A 25,709-nucleotide genomic window follows, 5' to 3' on the forward strand; every position below is an offset into this window, starting at 1 on the left:
TTAGGAGATGGTACCACCATTCCAGACGGGCTCGCCCGGACGGATAAACTGTAACTTACCATCCCGGTCTTCCGCCATCAGAATCATTCCCTGGGATTCGATGCCCATCATCTTACGCGGAGCCAGGTTTACCAGCAGCGACACCTGCTGACCAACGATAGCCTCGGGTGAAAAGTGTTCGGCAATACCACTCACCACTGTTCGCGTATCCAATCCCGTATCCAGCGTTAGTTTCAATAACTTTTTGGATTTGGGGACGGCTTCGGCGGCCGTAATCGTAGCTACGCGGATATCGAGTTTAGCGAAGTCGTCATAGGTAACCGATTCTTTCGCGGGAGCGGGCGTTTTGGAGGCCAGTTCGTTCATTTTCTTCGTATTCAGTAATTTCTGAACCTGAGCTTCAATCACAGAGTCTTCGATTTTTTCGAACAGAAGACCCGTGTTTTCAATCACGTGACCCTCAGGTAGCAGATTCAGGTGACCTGCTTTGGACCAATCCGCCTCGGCGAAATGTAGTGTATTCCGCAGTTTTTCCGCCGTGAAAGGCAGGAAGGGTTCCGCCAGAATCGCCAGGGTAGCCGTTAACTGTAGGCCCAGGTTTAAAATCGTAGCGGCCCGATCTGGATTTTCCTTCAGTACTTTCCAGGGCTCAGTTGCTGCTAAATACTGATTACCCAATCGGGCTACTTCCATGAACAAACTCAAACCTTCGCGGAGGCGGAAGTTTTCCAGCGAATCAGCGATGCGGGCGGGGTACTGAGCCAGATCGTCCAGCATTTTCTGATCCACTTCGGTCAGCTCGCCCCGAGCGGGTACGGCCGGTCCGAAGTTTTTTTCCGTTAGTACCAAGGCACGATTCACGAAGTTACCCAGGATTCCAACCAGCTCGGAGTTGTTTCGTGTCTGGTAATCTTTCCAGGTAAACTCTGAATCTTTCGTTTCGGGAGCATTGGCAATCAGTACATACCGAAGTACATCCTGCTTGCCGGGCATGTCTTCCAGGTACTCGTGCAGCCAGACGGCCCAGTTCCGGGAGGTCGAGATTTTATCACCTTCCAGGTTCATGAACTCATTGGCCGGTACATTATCCGCACCAGGAATAAACCGTCCATCGGCCATCAGCATCGCTGGGAAAATCAGGCAATGGAAGACAATGTTATCTTTTCCGATGAAGTGAACCAGTCGCGTATCGTCGGCTTTCCACCATTTTTCCCAATCATCGCGCTTCAGTTCTTTCGTAAAGGTGATGTAACCAATGGGAGCATCAAACCAAACGTACATCACTTTGCCCTCCGCATCGGGTAAGGGTACCTTGATGCCCCAGTCCAGATCCCGCGTCATCGCTCGGGGCTTCAGACCTTCGTTGAGCCAGGAGCGTACCTGTCCAGCCACGTTGGTTTTCCATTCGGGGTGACTGGCCACGTAGGCTTCCAACTCGGGCTGCATGGCGTCGAGGGGAAGGTTCCAGTTCTTGGTCGCTTTCAGAATCGGCGTTTCACCAGACAGCATCGAGCGGGGATTAATCAGTTCCCGAGGACTCAGCGTACTGCCACAACGTTCGCACTGGTCACCGTAGGCGTTTTCGTTGCCGCATACGGGGCAGGTTCCCACGATATAGCGATCGGCCAGAAACTGACCCGCTTTTTCGTCGTAATACTGCTCGGTAACTTCCTCCACAAATTTGCCTTGGTTGTACAATTGTAGGAAAATATCCTGCGACATTTCGTGGTGTACCGGCTTGGAGGTACGGGAATAAATGTCAAAGTTGATCCCGAAATCCGCGAACGATTTACTGATCTGGGTGTAATACTTATCAACAACTTCCTGGGGCGTGATGCCTTCTTTCTGGGCCCGAATCGTGATGGGGACACCGTGTTCGTCGGTACCCGAAATAAAGGCTACCTCCTTGCCTTTGGCTCGCAGGTAGCGTACATATACGTCAGCTGGTACGTAGCATCCCGCCAGGTGCCCGATGTGAATGGGACCATTGGCGTAGATGAGAGCCGCGGTGACGGTGGTTCGATTAAATTTCTTCTCAGACATGAAAAAAGGGTCATTAGAGCCGCAAAAGTAAACATTTTTAAAGGACTCCGTTCAGCGAATAGATACGAGCCACGAAGTTCAGCAATTCCCAAAAATGCGTACTTTTGAAGCATCAGTACGGAAGGGTGGTCAAATACCGAACCGATTTCTGCTGACCGGGCTCCGGCTCTTCTTGATAGTAGTATCGTTTCTGCTTAATCGAATGATTCTTCTCACCGGGGCTAATGGCCTGATTGGTAGTTTTATAGCTAAAAAATTTCTTGCGGAAGGGATTTCCGTACGGGCCATTCGCCGGGCTGGTAGTGACCTGTCGTTGGTACAAGACGTAGAATCGGAAATTGAGTGGGTGGAAGGCGACGTGCTGGACGTATCTTCGCTCGAAATCGCTCTTCAGGATTGTACGCAGGTCGTACACGCCGCGGCAATGGTATCCTTTTCGCCGAAAGAAAAAGCAAAATTATATCAGGTTAACGTGGAAGGTACGGCTAACGTCGTCAATGCCTGTCTGCACGCCGGAATTCAGAAACTGGCCTACATCAGTTCCGTAGCGGCTCTGGGCCGACCCGCCCAGCAGAGTACGAATCCGGATCGGCCCACGGTCGTAAACGAAAACCAGAAGTGGGAAGATTCGCCGCTGAACTCCCATTACGCCATTTCGAAATACCAGGCTGAACTGGAAGTATGGCGGGGCATTTCCGAAGGCTTACCGGCCGTCATTGTCAACCCCAGCGTGGTCATCGGCGAGGGCGACTGGCACCGGAGTAGTACCGCCCTGTTTAAATACGTATACGATGAAAAGCCTTTCTACACGAATGGTACGCTGAATTACGTCGATGTGCTGGATGTAGCCGAAGCGATCTACCAGTTGCTGCAAAGTGACATCCAGGATGAGCGATTCATCGTGAGCGGCGGGAAAACATCCTACAAACATTTTTTTGAATTAATTGCTCAGTACATGGGCAAGAATGCCCCCCGTTACGGCGTTACACCCATGCTAGCCGAGGTGGCGTGGCGGTGGGAAGCCTTCAAAGCCGTATTCACCCAGAAACAACCGTTAGTGACGAAAGAAACGGCCCGTACTTCACAATTACACTTTTTCTACCCCAGTACTAAACTGGAACAAAGCCTGAATTTTCAATTTCATTCGCTGGAAGCGAGTGTTCAGCGGATTGCTGAGCAACTGCTGAAAGTAGAACAGGAACCAAAAACTGTTTAACGAAAGCTTTTTACTACGCTAAAAAAAATATTGTTTTGCCATTATTCCAGGCTAACAGATACAACCACTCATGAAGACGCTCTTACCCATTCTTACGCTTGTTGTGGCAAGCTTTACGGCTCAGGCTCAAAGCGAAGATGCTGCGATTAAGGAAACGCTCCAAAACTATATTGATGGTGGAGCAACCGGCGACACAGCCAGTCTGAACCGGGCATTCTACCCCACGGCAAACCTGCGTAGTCTGGCCAATGGCCGCGTAACGAGCACACCTGTGAAGGAATTTATTGGTCGTACGCCCAAAGGTGGAGCCAACTGGACGGGTCGGATTGTATCCTACAGTTATTTGGGTACGGCGGGTTCGGCCGTACTGGAAATGCAACTGGAGTCTTTTAAATTTGTTGACTTTTTGTCGCTGATGAAAATCGGAAACGACTGGAAAATCGTAAGTAGAGTTTTCACACGGGCTGAAAAAGATCAACCCATTACTTCAGTGGGAGGAGGAAAAACTGCCGTTGCTCAGAAAAAAACTGTAGCGAAGCCCAAGCCGAAATCGGACGATGGCTGGGAATGAGAAACCGAACCTCCTAATTACTACCGATGAATATTTTTTCGTACCTGAAAGACTATCTCTCCGCCGATCTGGTGGAGGCTATGGCTTCCCATATTAATGAAGATGCCGGAAAAACCCGGCAGGCAGCGGAGGTAACGGCTTTGTCCGTAGTAGCTGCTTTTTTGAAAAGGTCATCGACCGAGAGTGGGGCAAAGGCCATGTACAAAGCCATTGAGCGAGAAAACCTCTATGGCAATCACTTAGGACCCCTGTCTGCTCAATTCCGGGATCGGGATCAGGCTAGCCAGATTATTCAGAAAGGAAGTAATCTGTTTAGTCACTTATTGCCCGACAAACGGAGTGTTCTCATTGCGATGATTGCCAGCCATGCTCGCATTCGGAGTTCTTCGGCTACCAGCGTGCTGGGAGCAATGTCGTACCTGACGTTGGATATTCTGGGTAAGCAGGTGAAAGATCAGAATCTGGACCCGGTTGGGCTAGCTATGGTCTTGCGTAACCAAAAAGATTACCTCATCAAAGAGGCCGATCCCGAATTGCTGGATAAAGTCGTAACGACACTTTCCATTGAAGATATGGAACGGATTGGTTACGTAACGCCCACGGAGGAAGCTGAAGCCGAGGTAGTATCGCGAACCCGAACCCGCCCTCAGACGGAAAATCCTTACGCGGATCTAACGGAAAATCCTACCTTTCCCTGGAAGGCAATTCTAGGAGGGGTGGCTTTGCTGGTAGTACTCGGCGGTGGCTATTACGCTTGGCAACAGTACGGAAGTACGGTGCAGTCGGCGGCTCTGCAGGATACAACGGTTACCGAAGAAGTAGCCTTACCCACGGATTCAACGGCTCGCTATCCGGATTCAACACAAGTAGCAACAACACCTGCTACGGCGACGACGCCCGCTGGTGAATCATTGGCCGATAAGCTGACCCAACATCTGAATAATCCGCTGAGCAAAGCGGGCAAAACGTTCGTTTTTGAAGGGATCACCTTTGATCCGCTAACGAACGAGCCTACGCCCCAATCCATTCCGGCCCTTGATGGGCTAGCTGCCGTGCTCAAGAAGAATCCAAACTTGCAACTCAAGTTTACCGGAGTAACGCGGCAGGCGGCAAACAAGAAAAACGTATTCAAGCAAGCCAATAGTATTAAAGCTTACCTGACTCGGGCGGGGGTTGACATCATCCGACTGGATGTGGCTAGCTTTGTGACCCAAGATGCGGGGAGATCGGGTGAAGATTTTATAGTTGTGAAAGTAGTACAACAATAGGTTATACTCGACTGAATAAAAGAGGTCCCGGTGATTCACCACCGGGACCTCTTTTATTCATCTACCTTCTTTTTGGTAATGCAAAATTCGTGAATACCTCCGATTTCGGCGTAGCGGATCTGAAGGCCATAATTATCGCATATTTCTTTCACAATTGATAAACCCAAACCTACGGATTCGGAAGAACCTCCTTGCTTTTTAAAGCGGGAGAATAAATCGTTCGGATCATTCTGTAAAGGATGCCCCGTATTGCTAAGGCACAAGGCAGAATCGGTAGAGCGTAGGCGGATTTCGCCTTGGGGCACGTTATGACGTAAGGCATTACTGACCAGATTGGTAACCAAATTTTCGGCCAGTACGGGTGGCAGGTTAGCCCAAAACGGAGCTTCCACGGCTGTATGTAACCGGATGCCTTTGTGTTGAAGCAATTCTTCCATGTCCCATAATCGCTCCAACAACTGATCGCTAAGATTGATAGGTTGTTCGTTGGCAAACTGCCGATTTTCAATCTTGGCCAGTAATAGCAAGCCCTGATACAGTCGTGACATCCGCAGCGATGCTTCGTAGATGGTTTGAATCCAGCGAGTCTGCTTTTCCGTCAGATGCTCGGACTGAATCAGCTCTTCTACTTTAGCCGTAATCAGGGCCAGCGGGGTTTGTAATTCGTGAGAAGCGTTTTCGGTGAATTCCTTCAGGTTCAGATAATCGTGCAGTATCTGATCGGACATTTTCTGTAACACTTCATTCAATTCCTTGAATTCAATGATGTCGGGCTGATCAAGTTGCAAATGCTGACCACGGACCAAGTCGAACTGCTTAATGCGAGATAATGTCTCGTAAAAAGGCTGCCAGATACGTCCTGAGAGGCGATCCTGAAACCAGTACGTACCCGCAAGTAATAGAGCAAGTACCGTGGCCATCGTGAACGTAATCGCCTCCATAAGCCGGTACGACTGAATCATGGATTTGCGAATAGCTACCCGATGCTCAACGCCTTTAATGGACTCGTAAAACGTCAGTTGCCGAAAGGGAACCAGCTTTTGCGTATACCGATCTTCGATCAGTGTATCCTTAAATGATTCCTGAAAACCTGCGGGTACGCGGCCTAACTCTACTTCAATCTTGTTCTCGACGAAGTATGAGTTGGCCGTCCACCCGTAATGCTGGATATAGAGTTGAAAATCCCGCTTTTCTACCAGTAATCGGTTTTCTACTTCATCGTAAATGAGCCATTTGATAATTCCGTAGAACGCCAGAGCCGTAGCCAGATACAAGATCACCGAAAAAAGCAGATAGATCCGGTTGGTTTTTTCGAGCAATCTCATGCCGTTCCAAATTTGTAGCCAATGCCGTAAATGGATCGAATATAATCGCCACTTCCTTTTTCGACGAGCTTGCGACGCAGGTTTTTAATGTGCGAGTACACCATATCCAGCGAATCGGCGGAGTCGATGTGGTCGCCCCAGAGGTGCTCGGCAATGGATGCTTTCGTGAGAGCTACGTCGATATTCGCCAGAAAGTAGAGTAACAGATCATATTCTTTGCGGGAAAGCACCGTTTCCTGCTGATTCACGAACACTTTACGAGCCTGAACCTGCACGAGTATTTCACGATACTGAATTTCGTTGTGGCCGCCAAAATTTCGCCGCCGAATCAGGGATTTTACGCGGGCATTGAGTTCGGAAAGATGAAAGGGTTTGGTCAAATAGTCATCTGAGCCTACTTCCAGTCCTTTAATTCGATCTTCCAGAGCATTACGGGCCGAAATGATAATGATCCCCGTCGAGGCCGTTCGCTTTTTGAGCGTTTCGATGAGTTGCAGGCCATCGCCGCCGGGTAGCGTTAGGTCTACAATGACGCAGTCGTATTCATACAAATACATTTTTTCATCGGCTTCGGCGTAGGTAACGGCCATTTCACAGCGGTATCCTTCCCGCGATAAATAAGCCGAAATACTTTCGGCCAGGCCCTGTTCATCTTCCACCACCAACATTTTCATAGCTTTTTCGTAAGGATTGACGGAGCGAAAATAGAAGGTCAATTTTGGAAATATCTGGGAAGAGCCGTTAATAAAAGGTTGAATAGTATAGGTTTGGCGGGGGAGAGTCGTTAGGAAAACAGCCATGGGTTGCCCGTCAGCGGTAGGCCTTGGATTACCCCGCATAAATTGGGTATACTGGTGCAGGTTTCCAAAACTGTACCCACCATGGAGCAGTTTCTAACTGCCTTATGCTAAACGAAAAGGTCCTCCGGTTTAAACCGGAGGACCTTTTCGTTTAGCATAAGCAAAATTAAGCCGTTGGTTTAGCGAATTTCGCACCGAAAATAAAGATCACCGCGTAACAGATGATGGGCAGATAATACGCAGAAGCTACGTCCGTGTTAGCAATCGTTCCCATGATGTAGGGAAAGAAAGCTCCACCAACCACACCCATCGAAATGAATGAAGACCCCTGTTGCGTATGGCGACCCAGATCTTTCAATCCAAGACTGAAGATCGTAGGGAACATGATACTAAAGAAGAAGTTCAGCATCAGCAAAGCGATAAACGACGGCCAGCCAAAGCTTTGAGCCACGATCAGACACATCAGAATATTACCTAGTGCAAAGGCAGCCAGCAGTTTATTCGGAGCAATGTATTTCATCAGGAAGGTTCCTACAAAACGACCTACGGTCATCATCACCATACTAAAGGCGAAGTAGTAACCAGCCGTTTCGTCAGAGAAGCCCATTTTCTCGTGGCCGTAGTTGATGAAGTACGCCCAGGTACCGCCTTGAGCTGCGGCGTTGAAAAACTGAGCAATGGCCGCCCACACAAAATGACGGTGTTGAAAAAGCTTTTTCTCACTTTTAAAAGCTTCGGGATGGGCTGCGTACGCCTCGGGCGATACAGCGTGAGCATCCTGAAATACCGGAACTTTCACAAACGAAAACAGCACGGCAATCCCGGCAATCACAAAACCAATAATCAGATACAGAGATTTAACCGATTCAAGATCGTGGCTTTCACTGCCTTCCCGTAACAGCAGATACGTACCAACGAGGGGTCCAATGATGGTACCGAGACCGTTGAAAGACTGGGCGAAGTTGATTCGCTGGTCACTCGTACGTTCGTCGCCCAGACCCGCTACGAAAGGGTGAGCAACGGTTTCAAGCGTCGCCAGTCCGCAGGCCAGAATGAACAGAGCAATTCGGAAGAATCCGAAGGATTCCGAACTCGCTGCCGGAATGAACAAAAAGGCCCCGCATGCGTACAGAATCAAACCCAGCAGTACGCCGTTTTTGTAACCGAATTTTTTCATGAAAAATCCGGCAGGCAAACTCATAATGGCATACGCTCCGAAAATGGAAAACTGAACCAGTCCGGAGTCGGCCTTGGATACGTGCAGAACGTTCTGAAAGTGTTTATTGAGTACATCGCCCATGGAGATTGCAAAGCCCCAGAGCATAAATAAAGAAGTAACAAAAACGAGTGTGACGAGGTATTTCTTCTCGGTAAACTTTGCTTTTTGTTCCGATGCGGCTAGTGTAGAATGAGCCATGAAGAGCGGTTTTAGAATGCTTTGACTGACAAAAATAGACCTCCTGACTTATAAACTAGCCTTTGTCCCTTAATTATTCGTATTTTTAGATTAGTACAGGATTATCCAAAGAATAAAAGAGCTAGAGAGAAAAGCTTAGCGAGGATTTACATAATTCTGGAGATTGTTTACAAAACGATTGAAAAATCAGCGAGATACGGAAATACAATTTACCTTTGTACCTAAATCATCTACGGCATGAAACCGTCGTTACTTTTCCGCTTGTTTAACGTCTTTATGGTGCTGATCGTCCTGATCAGTTCTACTGGTTTCGGCTTGGTGGAGCACACGTGCCATATCCGGAACAAGAAGAAAGTATCGCTGGTGTCGATGGATAAGAAGAGCTGCCCTGCCTGTACAAAGAATGGCAGTTCAACGCCAACGCATCAGACCTTCAAAAAGCAAAAATGCTGTGAGGAAGAAGTACGGTACGAACACGTTCCGTATACCTCGTCGCTAACCAAGCTGGCGGCCAAATTCGTGAAAATGGTCGTAGAGTTTACGGCTCATTTTGCGTTTACCTTCTTTCAGTTACTGACCGAAGCCATTCAGTCGCTACTCTACGGTACGGCTTCGGCTCGGGCGGCGGTCCCGCTAGCGGGGCGTACCCTGCTTTCCTTTGTCCAATCTTTCCTAATTTGAGTACGGCTGGTTGATCGTAACCTTCGGAGCCTGGCTTCGAAGACGAATCCTTTTTGTTCAACAAAGCCATCATTTTATGTTTTTTCAGCGAATACGATTCACTGGAGTATTGCTCCTGTGGAGTGTTTCGGCTGCTTTTGCTCAAACGTTAACGGGGAAAGTAGCTGAAGCCGACGGCAAAAACGAGCCGCTGGTTGGAGCAAACGTCTACTGGCTCGGTACGTCCATTCATACGCAAACCGATCCGGAGGGAGCCTTTTCCATTCCCAAAACTGTCGATCAACGCCGACTGGTAGTCTCGCTGGTGGGTTACCAAAGCGATACTTTAATGATTGATTCGCTGACTTCGGTAACGATTTATCTGAAATCGACGAATCAGTTGCAGGAAGTTACTGTCACGAGTTCGGCCACCAGTATCGACCGCCTTAATCCCATTCAAACGGAAATTATTACCAGCAAGGCCCTGGCGAAAGCCGCCTGTTGTAACCTCTCGGAAAGCTTTGAAACCAATGCTTCCGTATCAGTCAATTACGGAGACGCTGTAACCGGAGCCAAGCAGATTCAGTTGCTCGGACTGGCCGGAAATTACGTCCAGATCAACACCGAAAATATTCCCAACATCCGGGGCCTGAATACTACGTTCGGTTTGAATTATACGCCAGGCACCTGGATCAGCTCCATCGATGTATCCAAGGGCGTGGGTAGCGTCGTGAACGGTTATGAAGCCATGACCGGAGCCATTAATATCGAGCTGGCCAAACCCGACGGTCCCGATAAACTTTTTTTGAACGGCTACGTCAACAGCTTTGGTCGGGGTGAGCTGAATCTGAATCTGGCTCGCAAACTCAACGAAAAATGGTCGGTGGGTTTACTGAGTCATGGAAGCACGCTGCAAAACCGCATTGACAAAAACGGCGACGGCTTTCTGGATGTGCCTCTGTACTCGCAGGCCAATGTGATCAATCGCTGGAAGTATCAGTCCGACCGCTGGATGACGCAATTTGGCGTGAAGGCTTTGTACGAAGACCGGACGGGTGGACAAACTCAGGCGGGCAAAGACCGCCCCGGCGTGTACGAATTTGGTAACCTGACCCGCCGCGTGGAAGTATTCAGCAAGACCGCTCAATTATTTCCCTCCAAACCCTACAAAGGGGTAGCCTTGATTTTGAATGGCGTCTACCACGATGCGTCGGCCCGGTTTGGATTGCGAAATTATTCGGGTATCCAGCAGACTTTGTACGGAAACCTGATTTATCAGAATATCATCGGCGATACGCGGCATACGTATAAGGCCGGAGCGAGTTTCATGCTGGATGATTACAACGAGCGTTTCCAGGATTCAACGTTCACGCGGAAAGAACTCGTGCCGGGCCTGTACGGCGAGTATACCTACACCATTCCCGAGAAACTAACGCTGGTAGCGGGTGGTCGGGTGGACTTTCACAATCTGTACGGAACCCGGTTTACGCCGCGAGTACACCTATTGTACCACCTGCCCGCTGAATTCGATCTGCGACTGAGTGTCGGAAAAGGCTGGCGAGTGGCGAATGCCGTAGCCGAAAACTACGGGATGCTCGTCAACTCTCGCACGTGGTCGGTACTGGATCGGCGGCTGAACCCGGAAGAAAGCTGGAACTACGGAGTGGGTCTGACGAAAGCCTTGCAATGGTTTGGCCGCAAGGGAAATTTCACGCTGGATTTTTATCGAACGGACTTCCAGAACCAGCTCATCATCGATATGGAAACGGCGGACCGGATTTCGGTGTACAACCTGCGGGGAGCGAGTTTCGCTAATAGTTTTCAAGTAGAATGGAACATCGAGCCGCTGCCGCGTACGGAGGTTAAATTGGCGTATCGCTGGTTCGACGTTCAGCAAAGCGTACAAACGCCCGGCGGCGAAACGGTACTCTTACCCAAGATGTTCGTCAACCGGGATCGGGTGTTGTTCAACGTGGGTTGGGCGAGTGACAAATACGAAAAATGGAAAGTAGACTTTACCTGGCAGTGGAACGGTCGGCGACGGATTCCAAATACCGATCATAGTCACGATGGTACACTGACCTCCGTATACGCTCCGGCTTTTTCCAATTTCAATGCTCAGGTAACCAAGAATTTCCGAACCTGGGCCTTGTACGTAGGCGGTGAAAACCTGGCTAATTTCACTCAGAAAAATCCAATCATCGGAGCAAACGATCCGTTCGGAAAAAACTTCGACGCCTCCATGGTCTGGGGCCCTGTCATCGGAAGAATGATCTACGTGGGATTTCGGTATAAAATTGGGGAGTAGAGTAGACTAGTTTTCAACGGTCCGCCGCTGCGGTTGACGGTTTCCAGTTTTCAATGAATTGAGACCCAGTCAAAACGGAAGTTAAGTTTTAAGTACGATTGTGACAGCTATTTTAACTGAAAACCGTCAACAGTAAACCGACAACTGAAACAATGAAATTATACATCAAAAACATGGTTTGCGATCGCTGCAAGCTGGTGGTTCGGCAAACTTTGGAAGACCTGGGCATGACGCCAGAACGCGTCGAACTGGGTGAAGTGGAAGTAAACGGTGACGTGCCGGACTGGTCCCGCCTGCAACAGCGACTGGAGCAACTGGGCTTTGAACTCCTGGAAGATAAACGCAAGCAACTCGTCACCCAGATCAAACGGCTGGTGCTGGCGTATATCAACCAGCCCGCCCGGCAGAACCTGTCGGACTATCTGGCCGAGCAGCTTAACCGTGAGTACAGTGCGTTAAGCAAGCTGTTTTCGGAAAGTGAACAGCAAACCATCGAGCAGTACGTGATTCGACTGAAAATCGAGAAGGCAAAGGAATTACTCAGCTATCGGGAACGCAACCTCAGTGAAATTGCCGATGAATTAGGATACAGCAGCGTTGCTCATTTGTCGAATCAGTTCAAAAAAGTGACGGGAGTAACGCCCAGTCAATTTCGACTCACCGAGGCCGTAAACCGGCAGTCACTCGATCAGATCTGACGAAATCGTATAAAAGCCATCCAGAATCCTGTAAAAAGGGTGATACGGTGCGTAAGTACTTTTGTTGAATCCGGAAAACGAACCCAGTTTTTCCCTACAAAGCCATGAAAAGTTACCTCATTATTGGATTGCTGACCGTATCAAGCTCCGTATGGGCTCAGCACGAGCCGCATCACATGCACGCCGACAGTACAAAAAAGCCGATGGTTCACCACGATTCCACGGCTCATGGACGTATGCACGAGCATACCATGACGCATTTGTACTCGCTGAGCCTGCCCATGAACCGGAATGGTTCGGGTACGGGCTGGCAACCCGATGCGACACCTTTGTACGCCTGGATGGCCCATCGGTCGAAGTGGATGTACATGGTTCACGGAAGCGTTTTTCTGCGGTACACGGCTCAGAATTTTACGAATTCCGGTAAGCGGGGGCAGGATAACCGAATCTCGGCACCGAACTGGGTGATGGGGATGGCTCAGCGACAAGTGGGCAAAAACGGACTCTTTGCGGCTACATTGATGGTTTCGCTCGATCCTTTGACGGAAGGCGGGAATGGGTATCCGCTCTTATTTCAAACGGGCGAAAGTTGGAATAATCGCCCCTTGATTGATCGGCAACACCCGCACGATCTGATTTCTGGATTGACCGTAGGCTATACCCAACGATTGAGTAAACAGGTGGATGTCTCGGCCTACGTCGGCTATCCGGGCGAACCAGCGTTGGGGCCCGTTGCCTTCATGCACCGTTTCTCGGCCTGGAATAATCCGGACGCTACCCTGAGTCACCACTGGCAGGATGCGACGCATATTACGTACGGAGTAGCAACGCTGGGCGTACGGGTAGGGCAGGTGAAACTGGAAGGGTCGAGCTTTACGGGACGCGAACCCGGCGAAAATCGGTACAATTTCGATCGTCCCCGCTTTGATTCGTATAGCTACCGGGTTTCCTGGAATCCTTCCATGCACTGGTCTCTACAGGCTTCGAGAGCTTACATTCATTCCCCCGAATCACTTCATCCCAGCGAAAACGTTAATCGAACGACTGCGTCCGTACAACACCTGAAAACCCTGGGCAAAACGAGCTGGTTGGGTACCACGGCTTCCTGGGGCTACAATGACGCGGGTGATCATCATCAGGAACACTCAATATTATTGGAATCCAATTGGCAACACGCCACCTGGGCCTTGTACGGTCGCTACGAATGGGTACAGAAATCGGCTGAAGAATTAGTGATACCGGGTAATGCTCTGTATAATGTTCATGCCCTGAGTTTGGGGTACAATCATCAGGTGGCTCAGGTTGGCAAATTATGGCTGGTCGCTGGGGTGCAGGGTACAGTTTTCTTGAAAGATCAGGCGTTAAATAACCTCTACGGAAGTACGCCCGTATCGGGTCAGGTGTATGTGCGACTCACGCCAACCCGCCTGAAGATGTAAAAAGGATCAAACTTCCTTCAACGCTTACATTTCAAACATTATACCAACCAAACCTTGATTGCTTATGAACATGGATGCTTGTATCGAGGCCTGTCTGGCCTGCGTGAAAACCTGCGAAGCCTGCGTTACGAATTGTGTAACGAAGATGGATCACGACATGGACCGTACCCAGTGTATTCAGTTATGCCGGGACTGTGCCGAAGTTTGTACGACCTGTGCCCGGTTATGTGCCCGGGATTCTCAGTTTGCCATGGATATGTGTAAACTCTGTGCAGAAGTATGTAAAGCTTGTGCGGCCGAATGCGAAAAGCACGCCCAGCACGGCGACGAAGTCTGTGCCCGCTGTGCCGAAGCCTGCCGCCACTGTGCGGAGGTATGCGAAAGCATGGTTGCCGCTTAATAGTGTATCCCGACTGGCTTCAAACCAGTCGGGATGCCGTCATTTTTACGAATGAAAGTAGCAAAAGGAAAAATGACGGAATGATTTGAAAACCCTCTTTGTTTATCATTTAATCAATATTATGCGTATGTTAAAATCACTCGTATTCAGCTGCTGCCTCTTATTGAGCGGACTGGTTTGGGCAAAGGACGAACCCAAAACCGTAAAAATCAAAACCTCGGCCATTTGTGGCATGTGCAAAGCCCGGATCGAAAAGAATCTGGCTTTTTCGAAAGGAGTTAAAGAATCCAATCTGGACCTAAAAGATAAGGTCGTAACGATAACGTACGACCCCAAGAAGACGAACGAAGAGCAGATTAAGGAAACCATCATGAAAACGGGTTACGACGCCGACAGCGTACCCGCCGACGCGAAAGGCTACGAAAAACTGCCCGCCTGCTGCAAGAAAGACAGCAAAATGAGTCACCACGAGTAGTTTAGTTTACCGTTTTCGGTTTACTAATTTCAGTGGATTGGCGTTAAGAAGGAAACCCCAGCGTTATTGAGGAATTTTGTTCCGAATGACGCCGGGGTTTCGTGTTTGTAGTCTTGAAGGAAATAATTTTGCGGCATGTCGCGTCGGAGACGCTTAACCATTGCTGCACCGATCAGTCCATGACGGTTTTAAATCGGTGCAAGCGTACCTTTGTGAAACGTAGTACCTTCGTACCGTTGGGACAAAAACGGAAAACAGCAAACGAATTACTCCACCAGATGCCCCGAGAACTGAGCGGAGTTATCCAGAATTTTCCCGCCCCGACGAAAACCTAACCCGCAGCCTTCTCCCGCGAAGAAAACCCCCGCCTGATAGCGATTACCCTGTGGATCCACCGGAAATTCCACGTATTCCTGATAGATGGAATCCTGTTCTCCGTATTCACCCTCGGCCTGGTCGGTAGCTTTCCCCTGCGGATCGAGCATTTCTACATTGGCCCCTTCCCGGCCAAAGAGTACTTTCCGAACCGAAGCCTTGCCCGCTAAGGGTTGGGCCTGCGTTTGCAGCAGGAGCGGATGATTGGGATTCAATTCCCAGAGAACTTTCAAAATAGCCTTGGACTGGAATAGCAGGGTATATGCGGGGTTAATAATTACCGTTTTCCGGTTTTTAACCACCTGCGTCAGAATATCCGCCAGATCCGGTTCTTCCCAGGCAATGTATTCCCAAGGAACAAGTTTGAACCAGAAATCAAAGCGTTCAAACGTGCCATTTTGCGAATTTTGGCGAAAAAGGCCTTCACTTGGCGAAAATTCCACTTCATCCACGTAGGCATACTCTACATCAAAACCGGCCTCTTTGGCCGCTTCGCCAATCACCTGTACGTTGGCGTCGTCTTCGGGTGTATCCCGCATGGCCGATACCAGCAGGGTAGGCGTCAGATCAGAGTTGAGATTCCGTAGAATTTCAAAGTTCTCTACCAGCGATTCGTACAAGGTATTAAACTGAGCGGCTTCGTCGAGCCCGTTGGCCTTCAGGTGGGCCCACTGCACAATGCCCGTTTCGGGGATGCAGGTAGCTGTATCGGCATTGAACTCAATCAGTTTAATGGGCTTGCCGTCAATGCCTCCAGCCAGATCGAAGCGACCGTACAGGTGCAAATGGCGGTCGTCGTTCCAGGAGAGTTTGATCAGTTCAATCAGGTTTTCGGGAATGCCCAGTTCCGCAAAACGTTCCTGATCAATCACGGCTTGTCCAGCTTCTACAAATAGTTCGTACAAATCATTGGCCGCGTCATAATACGCCTGAGCCTCAGTCTGGTTAATACTTACCAACTCATGAGTCAAGTAAGGAAGTGTATCGGAACCCAGCATCCAGTCCCAGCCAATTTGACGAAGCTGGGCTTCTGGAGCCGTAGGTAAGGTTTTAATTTTCATTCGATTGAGGGGATATTCTTCAACAAGTATTCAATAGATACGTACGCTTAGCCACCATAACTACGGCTGCGGCTACCGCCAAAGAATCCGCTACGTCCACCCGATGGACGTGACGTACGGACCGTTTGGGTTCGGCGGGAGCTTTGTACTTCCTGACGTACGTTGTTTGAACGGCTGAAGACCGCTGGGTTAGTATAAAAACGGGAACGCTGCTGATCGCCGTACTGCGTCTGATATTGCTGATACCGTCGGTTGTTGAGCGAATTGGCCAGGAAATAGCCCATACCCCCCCAAAGCAGAGCACTACCCAAACCACTATGTCCGGCGTGATACTGCTGATTGTTAATGACTTCCTTGTCAATGAGTGCTTTGGCAGCCTGAGCCGTCAGCGTATCGCGGTGGCCGTCGTAGTACCGCACAATGGCTTGAGCACTGTCGGCAGCTACGGATACTTCGTCCGTGATCTTGAATTCGCCCGGACTGGTTTCGGTGATGTACGTACGTACGCCTTTGCCGAAGGTAGTCTCCTCGCGGGTTTCGTACTGCCGTTCCTCTGAATTATTTCCGCAGCTTTGTAAAGTGATCGCTCCAGTGAGTAGAGCGAGCGTGAGGGTACCGCCAATTGTGATGTCTTTCGCTTTACGAACAAAGGTTCCTTTTTTGGTGGGTGTCATAGATGTAATGTTAAGTACGAGTTTAACGCTAGTGTAGCAGGTTAAGATGTTCCGGAATGTTCTACAAAAATGGTACGAGCCCCGGATGGAACGAAACCGGATGGGATCAGCGGTAAATTCTCGGATCACTCATCCGGAGATTTTGGGATGAATTTCAGCAGAGCCGGGTACATGTGAGCGGGAACCCGTTTCTTTGTACCGTATGATGTCTTTGCTTGATGCTCTAGTAAAACACCTTTCGTCGCTTCAATCCCGGGGTGATGCGTATTACCCCGCCGGACTTTTTCCCAGTCAGCGACTCAAAACAGAACTCGGATACCGCCGGGAAGATTCCAATATCTTCTTTACGGCCATTACGGTTTTTGCACTTCAGGAAATCCGTGCCCGGCTTTCGCCCGAAAGTCAGCAGTGCGTTGATACAATAACGACCCAGGCCGCCGCTACGTACCCGCTCTACCAGAACAAAGATGGGCTGGCGACGTATAACTTTTACCAAACCCAACCGTCCCGTCATTTTCCAAACGGTATACTCATGCACCGAACGCGGCACTTCAAACTGCCCGACGACGTGGACGATACGGTCATGATTTACCTGATTACGCCCCGAACGCCGGAAGAAAATCAATGGCTGAAGGCCAAGTTAAGGGCTCACGCGAATACCATTAAGGGTTGGGCCGAAACGGGACCGCAGACCTTTCGGAAGAAAAAAATCTACTCGACCTGGTTTGGTGAAAACATGCCGATTGACTTCGATACTAGCACGCTTTCGAACGTAATGCTCTGGGTCTTTCGCCAACAATTACCACTCGATGGATTTGATGAGGATGTACTGGAATTTATTGACTACAGCATCCGTTCAGGTGAGTACCTGAAAAATCCGCTGGAACTGTCGGCGTACTATGCCACTACGCCGCTGATTATGTATCACGTAGGCCGACTGCTGGCAGAGGTGCCCGTACTGCCAGATTGCCGGGAACGCCTGATTCAGGATATGAAAGCGTATCAATGCCGTACGTTCATGGATCAGATCATGCTGGCGACGACGTTGCTGCGATTGGGCGAAACGGTACCGGAACTCATTCCCGCGGATTGGTCGCTGAAAACGTTGATCGAGAAAAGCCGGAATCATTATTTTTCCATCGCCCCGCTACTGAATTATTATCCTCAAACCCGCTGGCTAGCCTCCTGGAAATTGAGCCATATTAACTGGGAATGTCCGGCACATTCGCTGGCGTTGGTGGCGGAATATCTGGCGTTGCAATCGGGCGTTTAGCCACGAAGGCTCACTAAGAAATTAAGGTAATAAATAGCTTTCCGAATATGGTAAGCTTTCTTGTTGGTGAACCTTCGTGGCCATCCACTAACCAAGAAACTGTCGTACGTAATTCCGGGAAGTTAGAATAGCCGTTTGTACATCTTTTAAACTGCCTTCGTACGCTTTATCTTCTACCTCAATCACCACCGGACCACGGTACCGAACATCGGTCAGGGCCGCGAAAAAGCCCCGCCAGTTTACGTCACCCAGTCCAGGTAATTTCGGCGAATGGTAATCGGATGGATTCGCCATAATACCCACCCGATTGAGCTTCTCACGGTATACTTTTACATCTTTGAGGTGAATGTGGTGCAACCGGTCTTTGTAGTCGTAAATGGGACGGATCTCGTCCATCATCTGCCAGATCAAATGGCTTGGGTCGTAGTTCAGTCCCAGAATAGGGGACGGAATAATCTCAAACATCCGATCCCAGATGGCTGGTGTCGTCGCCAGGTTTTTGCCGCCGGGCCACTCGTCGTCGGTATACCACATCGGACAGTTTTCGATACCAATCTTTACATTGTGTTCTTCGGCCACTTTCACAATCGCGGGCCAATGTTCGGCGAAGAGCTTGAGGTTCTCCGTGATCGTCAGCTTCGGATTACGCCCAATGAACGTGTTTACCATCGGAATTCGCAACTGAGCCGCCGCCCGAATGATTTTCTTGATATGTTCCCGGTAAAACTCCGCTTTTTCCGGATCGGGATCGAGCGGGTTGGGATAGTAGCCCAACCCGGAGATCGAAACGCCGTATTCTTTGGTACGGTTGCGGATCGTAGCAATGGTTTGGGCGTCCAGATCATCTACATCAATGTGGGTCACGCCCGCGTATCGGCGGGCTTCTGAATTTTCCTTTGGCCAGCACATGATTTCCACACATTTGAATTCGTGCTGGGAAGCAAATTTCAATACATTTTCGAGGTTATAATCCGGCAAAATGGCCGATACAAAGCCGAGGTCAAGCATTCGTTGGTTATTGGTTTATCGTTGTAAGTTGATGGGCTGAGTGAATAGTAGAAAGAGCCGTCGTGATTTACACTCACTCCTTCTACTATTCACTCATTCAAAATTGAACTCGTTGAGCTGGTACCGATGCGTCGCACGCCCATGGCCTGCAAGTGGCGTACTTGTTCCAGCGTGCGGATACCTCCCGAAGCTTTAACGGCGACGTTCGGACCGATGTGATCAAGCATGAGTTGTAAGTCTGCCAGCGTGGCTCCCTGCGATTGAAACGAACCATCGGGTTGTTTGACATATCCGAAACCCGTGGAAGTTTTGACAAAGGCCACGCCAATTTCCGTACAGATTTCGCAGAGTTTGATTTTATAGGCATCGGCAGGAAGAAAATCGTTTTCAAAAATGACCTTTAAAAGGGCTTCCTGTTGCTGACAAGCTTTCTGAACGGCCTGAATTTCCTGCCGAATGTAGGTCCAGTCTTCACTCAGTACTTTTCCGATATTCACCACCATATCAATTTCCGTAGCACCGTCCCGACAAGCCTGGATGGTTTCGGCTACTTTTACCGCCATGGTATTACTGCCGTGCGGAAAGCCAATTACCGTACAGACGCCTACATGGCTACCCGCTAACCATTGGGCTGCCCTGGAAACGGCATAAGGTTTAATACAAACTGTGGCTACATCGTATTGAATCGCCAGCCGACAACCGGCTTCCAATTCGGCATCCGTCAGGGTAGGGTGGAGTAGGGCATGATCAATCAGCTTGGAAAGGACGGACATGGATCGTTGGTAGTTGATGGTTAATCGTTGTTGGTTGGTGGTTGTTAAGGCAAGAACCTCAGTGCTGACTCAATTCGCACACCTAAGGTTACCAGGCCCCTAGGAAAAAAGTCCCTAGGACTGACACCAGCCTCGGATTTCAATCCGGGGCTAAGAGGAGCAATGATATGAATGAATAATAGAATGAGTACAGAAAAATACGGATGCAATGTATAATCAATGACGCCACCCCTCTATTCTATCATTCACTCCTTAGTTCATGCATTTACGGCCAGCCGCTCCGCACTGATTTTCTCAATAATCTTCTCCGCATGGATACGGGAATTTTCGATGAACCAGACGTGCGTGTCCATGCCACCGCACACAACGCCCGCCAGATAAACGCCGGGTTTATTACTTTCTTGGTTCTCAGGATCGTAGGAAGGATACCGCTTTTCGTCGTCGGAAAGTACGATGCCAGAGCCCGTCAGAAAATCGAAATTAGGCTGGTAACCCGTTGCCGCTACCACAAAATCATTAGGAATGGTAACCAGACCATCGGGCGTTTGAATATCCACTTCCGTTTCCCGAATCTCCGTCAGGTTGGAATGGAAATAGGCTTTAATGGACCCCTCAGCAATCCGGTTTTCAATGTCAGGTTTCACCCAGTATTTCACCCGGCGTCCAATTTCACCCGCCCGAATCACCATGGTCACATTCGCTCCTTTGCGATACGTTTCCAGAGCGGCATCCACGGACGAATTATTGGCTCCAACGACCAGCACGTTCATGCCCGCGTAGAAGTGCGGTTCTTGATAATAGTGCGTTACTTTCGGTAAATCTTCGCCCGGAATGTACATGAGGTTGGGCGTATCGTAAAAGCCAATGGCAATCACCACGTTAGCCGTCAGGTAAGAAGCCTTGCTGGTTCGCACCAGATACTGACGATGTTCAATCGCTTCGATGCTTTGCGTATGATCCTCAATCGCTTCTACTTTCTCAAAAAGCCGGATATTGAGTCGGTACGACATCGCCACGCGGCGGTAATACTCCAGGGCCTCCGAACGCGTCGGTTTGGCATTGTTGGATACAAAAGGAACGCCACCCACTTCCAGACGGTCGCTGGTGGAAAAAAACGTCATGTTGGCGGGGTAATTATAAATGGAATTGACCAGACAGCCTTTTTCCAGAATCACATATCGAAGACCCTTTTTCTGGGCTTCCAGTCCGCAAGCCAGCCCAATCGGACCGCCGCCAATGATGACTACGTCGTATAATTGATGATCTGCCATGTTCAAAAATCAGAAGAAAGGTTCCTGTAAAAGCAACAAACCCATCCGCGAAAGGTTCAGTTGGCCGGTTCATCCAGGGCCTTGATTTCCCATTCAATGTTGCTGCGGGCCTGCTGTTCGTACTGGTGCTGAAAGGCTTCCGTTTTAAAAATGGAAGGCATGGCTAAAAAGACGCCCAGAATGCGTTTCCGACCTTCGCGGTACATCAGCTCCGGTACTTCGTGAAACTCTTGTCGAATCTGTTGTGCATACAGGCGATAACGATCGGGATCACTACCCAGAATAGACAAATCAAAATCCAGCAGATAGTCCAGATCCTGATCTTCGGTATGATTGGCGTGCGTTTTCGTGGAAAGAATGTACTCGTATACTTTGCGAATGGATTCCGTGGGAAGGTCCGTTTTGGAAAGCCATTCCTGAGCCCGTTCTGCACTTTGCAATTCGTTATTAGTATACAGCGGCTGATAGATCACGTCATGGAAGTAGATTGTGAGCAATACCGCCTCGGGATCGTGCAGCTGAGACTGATGGGACCGGAATAAGTCCATCATCTCATGGATGTGTTCCCAGTTATGATAGGGACGAGTTTGAGTATCTCCGTAATGTTTGTCCAGAAAAGCTCCCAGCTTTTCAGCGTACGACGCATCCGATACGGATTGTATAAGCGATTGCAGTTCCTCCATGTACCAAACCTATGAAAAAGTAGGTGAGAACAAAATGATCGGAGGTATAAAAAGAAAACGGCTCGCGGGTGGGCGAGCCGTTTAAGATAATTGATGTCTTTATTTGCTGATAAGCGTCAGCATAACGTCGACCGTTTTATTTGACTTGGTTATATCAATTTTTTCACGGCCTAGTAGAAGTGCATAAGCTAGTTCAAATCCGTTCTGTTCAGCGATGGAGAGCGTTTCAGGATTTTTAGTAGGATCTAAATTTTTAGCTAAATCAATTGTTAAAGTTTTGTCCTTTAATTCGTTAACAACAAGATCAAACGTTCCTTCGTCGTCTTTGATTTTGATCGTTTTGTTTTCGAGAACCCAGGTGCTGGTATCATCATCATTATCTGCACTGATGATTACTTCTCCATTATCCTTAAATAAAAAGGAAATATCTGTTAACGTTTGTTCCGTGCCATACGAATAGGTTTTGCCGTCATATTTAATGGCTGTTCCAGTTGTTACCCACGTCTTGTTAATTAAACTAGCTCGGTCAAGTTGATTCGCTGGCTTTTCTTCATCTTTCGAACAACTAACAAAAGCAAACGTTGAAATACATAAAATCGCAATAGCAAAACGTAAAAAAGACATGTTAGTAGGAGTTTATAGTAATTACACTCGCAATATGTACTTTACTTTGAAGCATTTGCAAGTTTATTTTAAATTCATAAAAACGTTAATAACAAATTGAATTTTTAAAGAATTAAAACCTATAGAGTTACGCAAAAAAAAGTCGGTTTTCTGTAAAAGAAAACCGACTTTTAAATAAAGTAATTAAGCTTACTGAACAATCAAACCTGAGCGACGTAACATTGCATCCGGTTGCGGTTCGCGGCCCCGGAATTTTTTGTATAGTTCCATGGGTTTTTCCGTACCACCTTTCGACAGAATGTTGTCACGGAATGAATTAGCTACCTGCTTATTGAAGATGCCTTTTTGCTTGAACAAATCAAACGCATCGGCGTCAAGTACTTCACTCCACATGTACGAGTAATAACCCGCCGAGTAACCACCCGCGAAAATGTGAGCAAAAGCCGGGCTCATCGCCGTACCTTCCACAATCGGATACACTTCCGTTTGGGCCGCTACTTTGGCTTCCACCTGAGCTACGCTTTCACCCGTGGGAGCCTGTCCGTGCCAGGCCATATCCGTCAGACCCAAGTTAATCTGACGAGCCGTACCTACGCCCGCCATGAAGTTAGACGAAGCTTTCAGTTTTTCGATGTATTCCTGCGGAATGACTTCGCCCGTCTGATAATGTTTGGCAAACAGCTTGAGTACTTCGGGTTCCAGACAGAAGTTTTCCATGAATTGACTGGGCAACTCCACGAAATCCCAGGATACGCTCGTACCGCTCAAGGCGTCGTATTTCACGTGTGAACTCATGGCGTGCAGGGCGTGACCGAACTCGTGAAAGAGGGTTTCCACTTCGCGGAAAGTCAGCAGCGAAGGCATCGTTTCGGTCGGACGAGTGAAGTTACAAACGTTCAGTACGTGCGGACGAATGTCTTTACCGTTCTCGAAATGCTGGGAACGCGTACCGGAATTCCAGGCACCGGCCCGTTTGCCGGGGCGTGGGAAGTAATCACCGTACCAGATCGCCAGCAATTTACCTTTGTCGTCCAGAATTTCGTAGGTCTTTACCTCTTCATTCCAGGTTGGAATGTCCTTGCGTTCCTTAAATGTCAAGCCGTACAGTTTGTTGGTCAACTTAAAGAGACCATCCAATACGTTTTCGAGTTTGAAGTACGGCTTCAGTAACTCATCGTTGATGGCGTATTTTTCCTTCTTGAGTTTTTCGGCGTAATAGCCCGCATCCCAGCGTTGCATCACAGGTTCGGTGTAGCCCTGTGATTTGGCAAAGTCCGTCAGTTCCTTAATTTCACGCTCAGCGGCAGGTTTGGCATAGCTCAACAGGTTTTTCTCGAATTCGAGTACTTTCGTTGGATTTTCGGCCATGCGTTCTTCGAGTACGTAGTCCGCCCAGGTTTTGTACCCGAGTAACTTGGCTTTTTCGTACCGCAGCTTCACGATTTTCTGGATGATTTCCTGATTATCGTTTTTATCGCCTTTAAATCCGCGTTTGTTGTACGCTAGCCAGAGTTCTTTCCGCAATTCCCGGTTATCGGCGTACTGCATGAATGGACCGTAACTTGGAGCCTGGAGCGTAAATACCCAGCCTTCTTTGTTCATTTTCTTGGCCGTAGCTTTAGCGGCTTCCTTGACAAAATCAGGGAGTCCCGACAGTTGTTTTTCGTCGGTTACCACTAAGCTGTACTCATTCGTTTCGGCCAGGTTGTGCTCGTTGAATTCAATCGACAGTTGCGACAAATCCTTGTTGATGGCCCGGAGTTTGTTCTTGTCGGCTTCCGACAGGTTGGCTCCGTTGCGGGCAAAACCTTTGTAGGTTTTCTCCAGCAACATCTGATCTTCTTTGTTGAGTTTCAGCTTGTCGCGTTCATCCCAAACGGCCTTTACACGAGCAAACAGCTTCTCGTTCAGGGAAATATCGTTGCCATACTCGGTCAACAAAGGTGACGCTTCACGAACTACTTTCTGTAATTCAGGCGAAGTTTCGGCACTGTTCAGGTGAAACAGAACGGGGGTAACCCGACTGAGTTGCTGACCCGCATTTTCCAGAGCAACAATCGTGTTCTGGAACGTAGGCTTGGAGGCGTTATGAACAATGATATCGATTTCTTTCCGACCCTGAGCCATCCCTTCTTTGAGGGCGGGGAGGAAATGTTCTACTTTGATTTTATCGTAGGGAGGCGTTTCAAAAGGCGTATTAAATGCCTGTAACAGAGGGTTTTCTTCCATAGGTACGGACTTAACAATAACATTTGGACCTTGAGCCTGCACAAACAGGGGCCCAGCCGTTAGTGTTAACATTAGCGGCAACTGTTTAAGTTTCATAGTTTAGTTGATAGCTCAGTAAAACAACCAACGAAATTGCTAAGGAATGCGGGATTTCCCAAACCATTCATGGAAAATCAGGGGGCCGGTTTAAGGTTCATTTGATAAAAATCAGTCTATATACGTTATCCCGTATTGCTAAAAATTGACTTCCGTGATCGGGCTTTCGTGCGAAGGAAGCCACTACTTTTGTGGGAGTGAATAACCTATCCTGTATCCCTTGATATCTGATGTAATGATTTCTCGAAAACCTTGGCCAGCCTTATGGGCTTCCTTGGATTCGTCCTTTAATCAGGCTACTCAGGTTGTACCCAAAGGTGCTCTTCTTCTGGTATCCGATGATCGGATGGTTTACCTGGATAGTCGGATGACTGGGCCTTTGTCTGACGCTTACGTGAAAGCCCTGTATATTTTGATAAGTGAACGCCCCCAGGTGATGGGACTTCCGTTATAATACGCACCAATTAATTATCTTTTTAAAAACACCTGTATGAGTTTAGGACTTTGGTTTCTCCGCGTCAGTGAGCATCGATTGAGACAGTATCAGATTAATGAAAAATTGGGCGAAGAAAACTTGCTGAAAAGTGATCTGGATGAGCCTAACGAACACTTACCCGAAGAATCCCGAACGGATGTTGACAAGGCTTGGGAAGGGATTATTTATCTATTGACGGGTAAACCCTTAAGCGAAGCGTTCTCGAACCCGCTAACCGTGCATATCTGTGGGAAACATAGTCTGGATGTCCCTTTAGAGTATGCCATGGTTTCACCCCGGTTTTTAACCGCGGCGGATGTAAAGGAATCGCTGGGAATACTAAACTTGCTGACGGATGATGTCTTAAGAAATCGTTTCAATGCGGAAGAAATGAATGCCTTAGATATTTATCCGGGGTATTGGGAAGAAATTGAAGCCGACTATGTTCTAAATCAGTTTCAACATTTAAAAGAATTTTATGCGAAAGCTGCCGAGCAAAACCAGGCCGTTATTATGTATTTGTCTTAACAAAAAAAGGTACGGATAA

General features: G+C 48.6%; 23 protein-coding genes. 11 read left to right on the top strand and 12 right to left on the bottom strand.

What is annotated here, in order from left to right:
- Complete coding sequence (metG, locus tag C5O19_RS06625; RefSeq protein ID WP_104710722.1) at positions 1 to 2,043, bottom strand: methionine--tRNA ligase; 2,043 nt, start codon at positions 2,041 to 2,043, stop codon at positions 1 to 3.
- A gap of 202 nt (positions 2,044 to 2,245) precedes the next feature.
- On the opposite strand from metG, the gene C5O19_RS06630 reads away from it, so the two are divergent.
- The 3 genes from C5O19_RS06630 (at position 2,246) to C5O19_RS06640 (ending at position 5,098) form a co-directional block, all read left to right on the top strand.
- Positions 2,246 to 3,259 (top strand): NAD-dependent epimerase/dehydratase family protein, encoded by a 1,014-nt coding sequence (locus tag C5O19_RS06630; protein WP_104713935.1) that lies wholly within the window; start codon positions 2,246 to 2,248, stop codon positions 3,257 to 3,259.
- A gap of 70 nt (positions 3,260 to 3,329) precedes the next feature.
- On the top strand, positions 3,330 to 3,830 hold the full coding sequence (locus C5O19_RS06635) for a nuclear transport factor 2 family protein (protein ID WP_104710724.1): 501 nt from the start codon (positions 3,330 to 3,332) through the stop codon (positions 3,828 to 3,830).
- 26 nt (positions 3,831 to 3,856) lie between these two features.
- Positions 3,857 to 5,098, top strand: coding sequence for a DUF937 domain-containing protein (locus tag C5O19_RS06640; protein WP_104710726.1), 1,242 nt, complete (start codon positions 3,857 to 3,859; stop codon positions 5,096 to 5,098).
- Positions 5,099 to 5,151: 53 nt separating this feature from the next.
- Here C5O19_RS06640 and C5O19_RS06645 read toward each other — a convergent pair whose 3' ends face one another.
- From C5O19_RS06645 to C5O19_RS06655, 3 genes are all read right to left on the bottom strand, one after another.
- A complete protein-coding gene (locus C5O19_RS06645) occupies positions 5,152 to 6,423 on the bottom strand; it encodes a sensor histidine kinase (protein ID WP_104710728.1) in 1,272 nt (423 codons plus the stop codon).
- Positions 6,420 to 7,097 carry a response regulator transcription factor gene (locus C5O19_RS06650; protein WP_104713937.1) on the bottom strand — a complete coding sequence of 226 codons (678 nt, stop codon included), beginning with the start codon at positions 7,095 to 7,097 and terminating at the stop codon, positions 6,420 to 6,422. Before C5O19_RS06650 ends, C5O19_RS06645 begins: the two co-directional genes overlap by 4 nt.
- A 292-nt stretch (positions 7,098 to 7,389) precedes the next feature.
- Positions 7,390 to 8,640, bottom strand: a complete 1,251-nt coding sequence (locus tag C5O19_RS06655) for a sugar MFS transporter (RefSeq protein ID WP_104710730.1) — start codon at positions 8,638 to 8,640, stop codon at positions 7,390 to 7,392.
- Between the two features lie 237 nt (positions 8,641 to 8,877).
- Here C5O19_RS06655 and C5O19_RS06660 point away from each other — a divergent pair, with 237 nt between their 5' ends.
- The 6 genes from C5O19_RS06660 (at position 8,878) to C5O19_RS06685 (ending at position 14,620) form a co-directional block, all read left to right on the top strand.
- Complete coding sequence (locus C5O19_RS06660) at positions 8,878 to 9,321, top strand: HYC_CC_PP family protein (RefSeq protein WP_133163316.1); 444 nt, start codon at positions 8,878 to 8,880, stop codon at positions 9,319 to 9,321.
- A gap of 76 nt (positions 9,322 to 9,397) precedes the next feature.
- Positions 9,398 to 11,608: a TonB-dependent receptor gene (locus C5O19_RS06665; protein WP_104710732.1), complete on the top strand. Its 2,211-nt coding sequence runs from the start codon at positions 9,398 to 9,400 to the stop codon at positions 11,606 to 11,608.
- Positions 11,609 to 11,760: 152 nt separating this feature from the next.
- Entirely contained in the window at positions 11,761 to 12,306 is a 546-nt protein-coding gene (locus C5O19_RS06670) for a helix-turn-helix domain-containing protein (protein WP_104710734.1), read from the top strand.
- Positions 12,307 to 12,410: 104 nt separating this feature from the next.
- A complete protein-coding gene (locus C5O19_RS06675) occupies positions 12,411 to 13,745 on the top strand; it encodes a hypothetical protein (protein ID WP_104710736.1) in 1,335 nt (444 codons plus the stop codon).
- A 64-nt stretch (positions 13,746 to 13,809) separates the two neighbouring features.
- The gene (locus tag C5O19_RS06680; RefSeq protein WP_104710738.1) at positions 13,810 to 14,145 is read left to right on the top strand and encodes a four-helix bundle copper-binding protein; all 336 of its coding nucleotides are present in this window, start codon (positions 13,810 to 13,812) and stop codon (positions 14,143 to 14,145) included.
- 127 nt (positions 14,146 to 14,272) lie between these two features.
- Positions 14,273 to 14,620, top strand: a complete 348-nt coding sequence (locus C5O19_RS06685) for a heavy-metal-associated domain-containing protein (protein ID WP_104710740.1) — start codon at positions 14,273 to 14,275, stop codon at positions 14,618 to 14,620.
- A 266-nt stretch (positions 14,621 to 14,886) separates the two neighbouring features.
- On the opposite strand, the gene C5O19_RS06690 is transcribed toward C5O19_RS06685, so the two are convergent.
- Positions 14,887 to 16,056 (bottom strand): glutathionylspermidine synthase family protein, encoded by a 1,170-nt coding sequence (locus C5O19_RS06690; RefSeq protein WP_104710742.1) that lies wholly within the window; start codon positions 16,054 to 16,056, stop codon positions 14,887 to 14,889.
- 47 nt (positions 16,057 to 16,103) lie between these two features.
- Positions 16,104 to 16,730, bottom strand: a complete 627-nt coding sequence (locus tag C5O19_RS06695) for a hypothetical protein (RefSeq protein ID WP_094808161.1) — start codon at positions 16,728 to 16,730, stop codon at positions 16,104 to 16,106.
- 202 nt (positions 16,731 to 16,932) lie between these two features.
- Between C5O19_RS06695 and C5O19_RS06700 the strand changes: the two genes are divergently transcribed.
- Positions 16,933 to 18,003, top strand: a complete 1,071-nt coding sequence (locus tag C5O19_RS06700) for a hypothetical protein (protein WP_133163317.1) — start codon at positions 16,933 to 16,935, stop codon at positions 18,001 to 18,003.
- A gap of 87 nt (positions 18,004 to 18,090) precedes the next feature.
- Here C5O19_RS06700 and C5O19_RS06705 read toward each other — a convergent pair whose 3' ends face one another.
- The 6 genes from C5O19_RS06705 to C5O19_RS06730 form a co-directional block, all read right to left on the bottom strand.
- Positions 18,091 to 19,011, bottom strand: coding sequence for a sugar phosphate isomerase/epimerase family protein (locus tag C5O19_RS06705; protein WP_104710746.1), 921 nt, complete (start codon positions 19,009 to 19,011; stop codon positions 18,091 to 18,093).
- 89 nt (positions 19,012 to 19,100) lie between these two features.
- Entirely contained in the window at positions 19,101 to 19,784 is a 684-nt protein-coding gene (gene deoC, locus C5O19_RS06710; RefSeq protein WP_104710747.1) for a deoxyribose-phosphate aldolase, read from the bottom strand.
- Between the two features lie 257 nt (positions 19,785 to 20,041).
- The gene (locus C5O19_RS06715) at positions 20,042 to 21,055 is read right to left on the bottom strand and encodes a YpdA family putative bacillithiol disulfide reductase (RefSeq protein WP_104710749.1); all 1,014 of its coding nucleotides are present in this window, start codon (positions 21,053 to 21,055) and stop codon (positions 20,042 to 20,044) included.
- A gap of 56 nt (positions 21,056 to 21,111) precedes the next feature.
- Positions 21,112 to 21,738, bottom strand: coding sequence for an HD domain-containing protein (locus tag C5O19_RS06720; protein ID WP_104710751.1), 627 nt, complete (start codon positions 21,736 to 21,738; stop codon positions 21,112 to 21,114).
- 99 nt (positions 21,739 to 21,837) lie between these two features.
- The gene (locus C5O19_RS06725; protein ID WP_104710753.1) at positions 21,838 to 22,362 is read right to left on the bottom strand and encodes a hypothetical protein; all 525 of its coding nucleotides are present in this window, start codon (positions 22,360 to 22,362) and stop codon (positions 21,838 to 21,840) included.
- Positions 22,363 to 22,551: 189 nt separating this feature from the next.
- The gene (locus C5O19_RS06730) at positions 22,552 to 24,687 is read right to left on the bottom strand and encodes a M3 family metallopeptidase (RefSeq protein WP_104710755.1); all 2,136 of its coding nucleotides are present in this window, start codon (positions 24,685 to 24,687) and stop codon (positions 22,552 to 22,554) included.
- A 490-nt stretch (positions 24,688 to 25,177) separates the two neighbouring features.
- Here C5O19_RS06730 and C5O19_RS06740 point away from each other — a divergent pair, with 490 nt between their 5' ends.
- Positions 25,178 to 25,690 (top strand): YfbM family protein, encoded by a 513-nt coding sequence (locus tag C5O19_RS06740; RefSeq protein WP_104710760.1) that lies wholly within the window; start codon positions 25,178 to 25,180, stop codon positions 25,688 to 25,690.
- Positions 25,691 to 25,709 lie beyond the last annotated feature (19 nt).

This window comes from Siphonobacter curvatus (genome assembly GCF_002943425.1).
GTDB classification, from domain to species: domain Bacteria; phylum Bacteroidota; class Bacteroidia; order Cytophagales; family Spirosomataceae; genus Siphonobacter; species Siphonobacter curvatus.

Excerpts from the sequence above, each read along its gene's own strand:
- metG (WP_104710722.1), bottom strand. The coding sequence starts at position 2,043 with ATGTCTGAGAAGAAATTTAATCGAACCACCGTCACCGCGGCTCTCATC.
- C5O19_RS06630 (WP_104713935.1), top strand. The coding sequence starts at position 2,246 with ATGATTCTTCTCACCGGGGCTAATGGCCTGATTGGTAGTTTTATAGCT.
- C5O19_RS06635 (WP_104710724.1), top strand. The coding sequence starts at position 3,330 with ATGAAGACGCTCTTACCCATTCTTACGCTTGTTGTGGCAAGCTTTACG.
- C5O19_RS06640 (WP_104710726.1), top strand. The coding sequence starts at position 3,857 with ATGAATATTTTTTCGTACCTGAAAGACTATCTCTCCGCCGATCTGGTG.
- C5O19_RS06645 (WP_104710728.1), bottom strand. The coding sequence starts at position 6,423 with ATGAGATTGCTCGAAAAAACCAACCGGATCTATCTGCTTTTTTCGGTG.
- C5O19_RS06650 (WP_104713937.1), bottom strand. The coding sequence starts at position 7,097 with ATGAAAATGTTGGTGGTGGAAGATGAACAGGGCCTGGCCGAAAGTATT.
- C5O19_RS06655 (WP_104710730.1), bottom strand. The coding sequence starts at position 8,640 with ATGGCTCATTCTACACTAGCCGCATCGGAACAAAAAGCAAAGTTTACC.
- C5O19_RS06660 (WP_133163316.1), top strand. The coding sequence starts at position 8,878 with ATGAAACCGTCGTTACTTTTCCGCTTGTTTAACGTCTTTATGGTGCTG.
- C5O19_RS06665 (WP_104710732.1), top strand. The coding sequence starts at position 9,398 with ATGTTTTTTCAGCGAATACGATTCACTGGAGTATTGCTCCTGTGGAGT.
- C5O19_RS06670 (WP_104710734.1), top strand. The coding sequence starts at position 11,761 with ATGAAATTATACATCAAAAACATGGTTTGCGATCGCTGCAAGCTGGTG.
- C5O19_RS06675 (WP_104710736.1), top strand. The coding sequence starts at position 12,411 with ATGAAAAGTTACCTCATTATTGGATTGCTGACCGTATCAAGCTCCGTA.
- C5O19_RS06680 (WP_104710738.1), top strand. The coding sequence starts at position 13,810 with ATGAACATGGATGCTTGTATCGAGGCCTGTCTGGCCTGCGTGAAAACC.
- C5O19_RS06685 (WP_104710740.1), top strand. The coding sequence starts at position 14,273 with ATGTTAAAATCACTCGTATTCAGCTGCTGCCTCTTATTGAGCGGACTG.
- C5O19_RS06690 (WP_104710742.1), bottom strand. The coding sequence starts at position 16,056 with ATGAAAATTAAAACCTTACCTACGGCTCCAGAAGCCCAGCTTCGTCAA.
- C5O19_RS06695 (WP_094808161.1), bottom strand. The coding sequence starts at position 16,730 with ATGACACCCACCAAAAAAGGAACCTTTGTTCGTAAAGCGAAAGACATC.
- C5O19_RS06700 (WP_133163317.1), top strand. The coding sequence starts at position 16,933 with ATGATGTCTTTGCTTGATGCTCTAGTAAAACACCTTTCGTCGCTTCAA.
- C5O19_RS06705 (WP_104710746.1), bottom strand. The coding sequence starts at position 19,011 with ATGCTTGACCTCGGCTTTGTATCGGCCATTTTGCCGGATTATAACCTC.
- deoC (WP_104710747.1), bottom strand. The coding sequence starts at position 19,784 with ATGTCCGTCCTTTCCAAGCTGATTGATCATGCCCTACTCCACCCTACC.
- C5O19_RS06715 (WP_104710749.1), bottom strand. The coding sequence starts at position 21,055 with ATGGCAGATCATCAATTATACGACGTAGTCATCATTGGCGGCGGTCCG.
- C5O19_RS06720 (WP_104710751.1), bottom strand. The coding sequence starts at position 21,738 with ATGGAGGAACTGCAATCGCTTATACAATCCGTATCGGATGCGTCGTAC.
- C5O19_RS06725 (WP_104710753.1), bottom strand. The coding sequence starts at position 22,362 with ATGTCTTTTTTACGTTTTGCTATTGCGATTTTATGTATTTCAACGTTT.
- C5O19_RS06730 (WP_104710755.1), bottom strand. The coding sequence starts at position 24,687 with ATGAAACTTAAACAGTTGCCGCTAATGTTAACACTAACGGCTGGGCCC.
- C5O19_RS06740 (WP_104710760.1), top strand. The coding sequence starts at position 25,178 with ATGAGTTTAGGACTTTGGTTTCTCCGCGTCAGTGAGCATCGATTGAGA.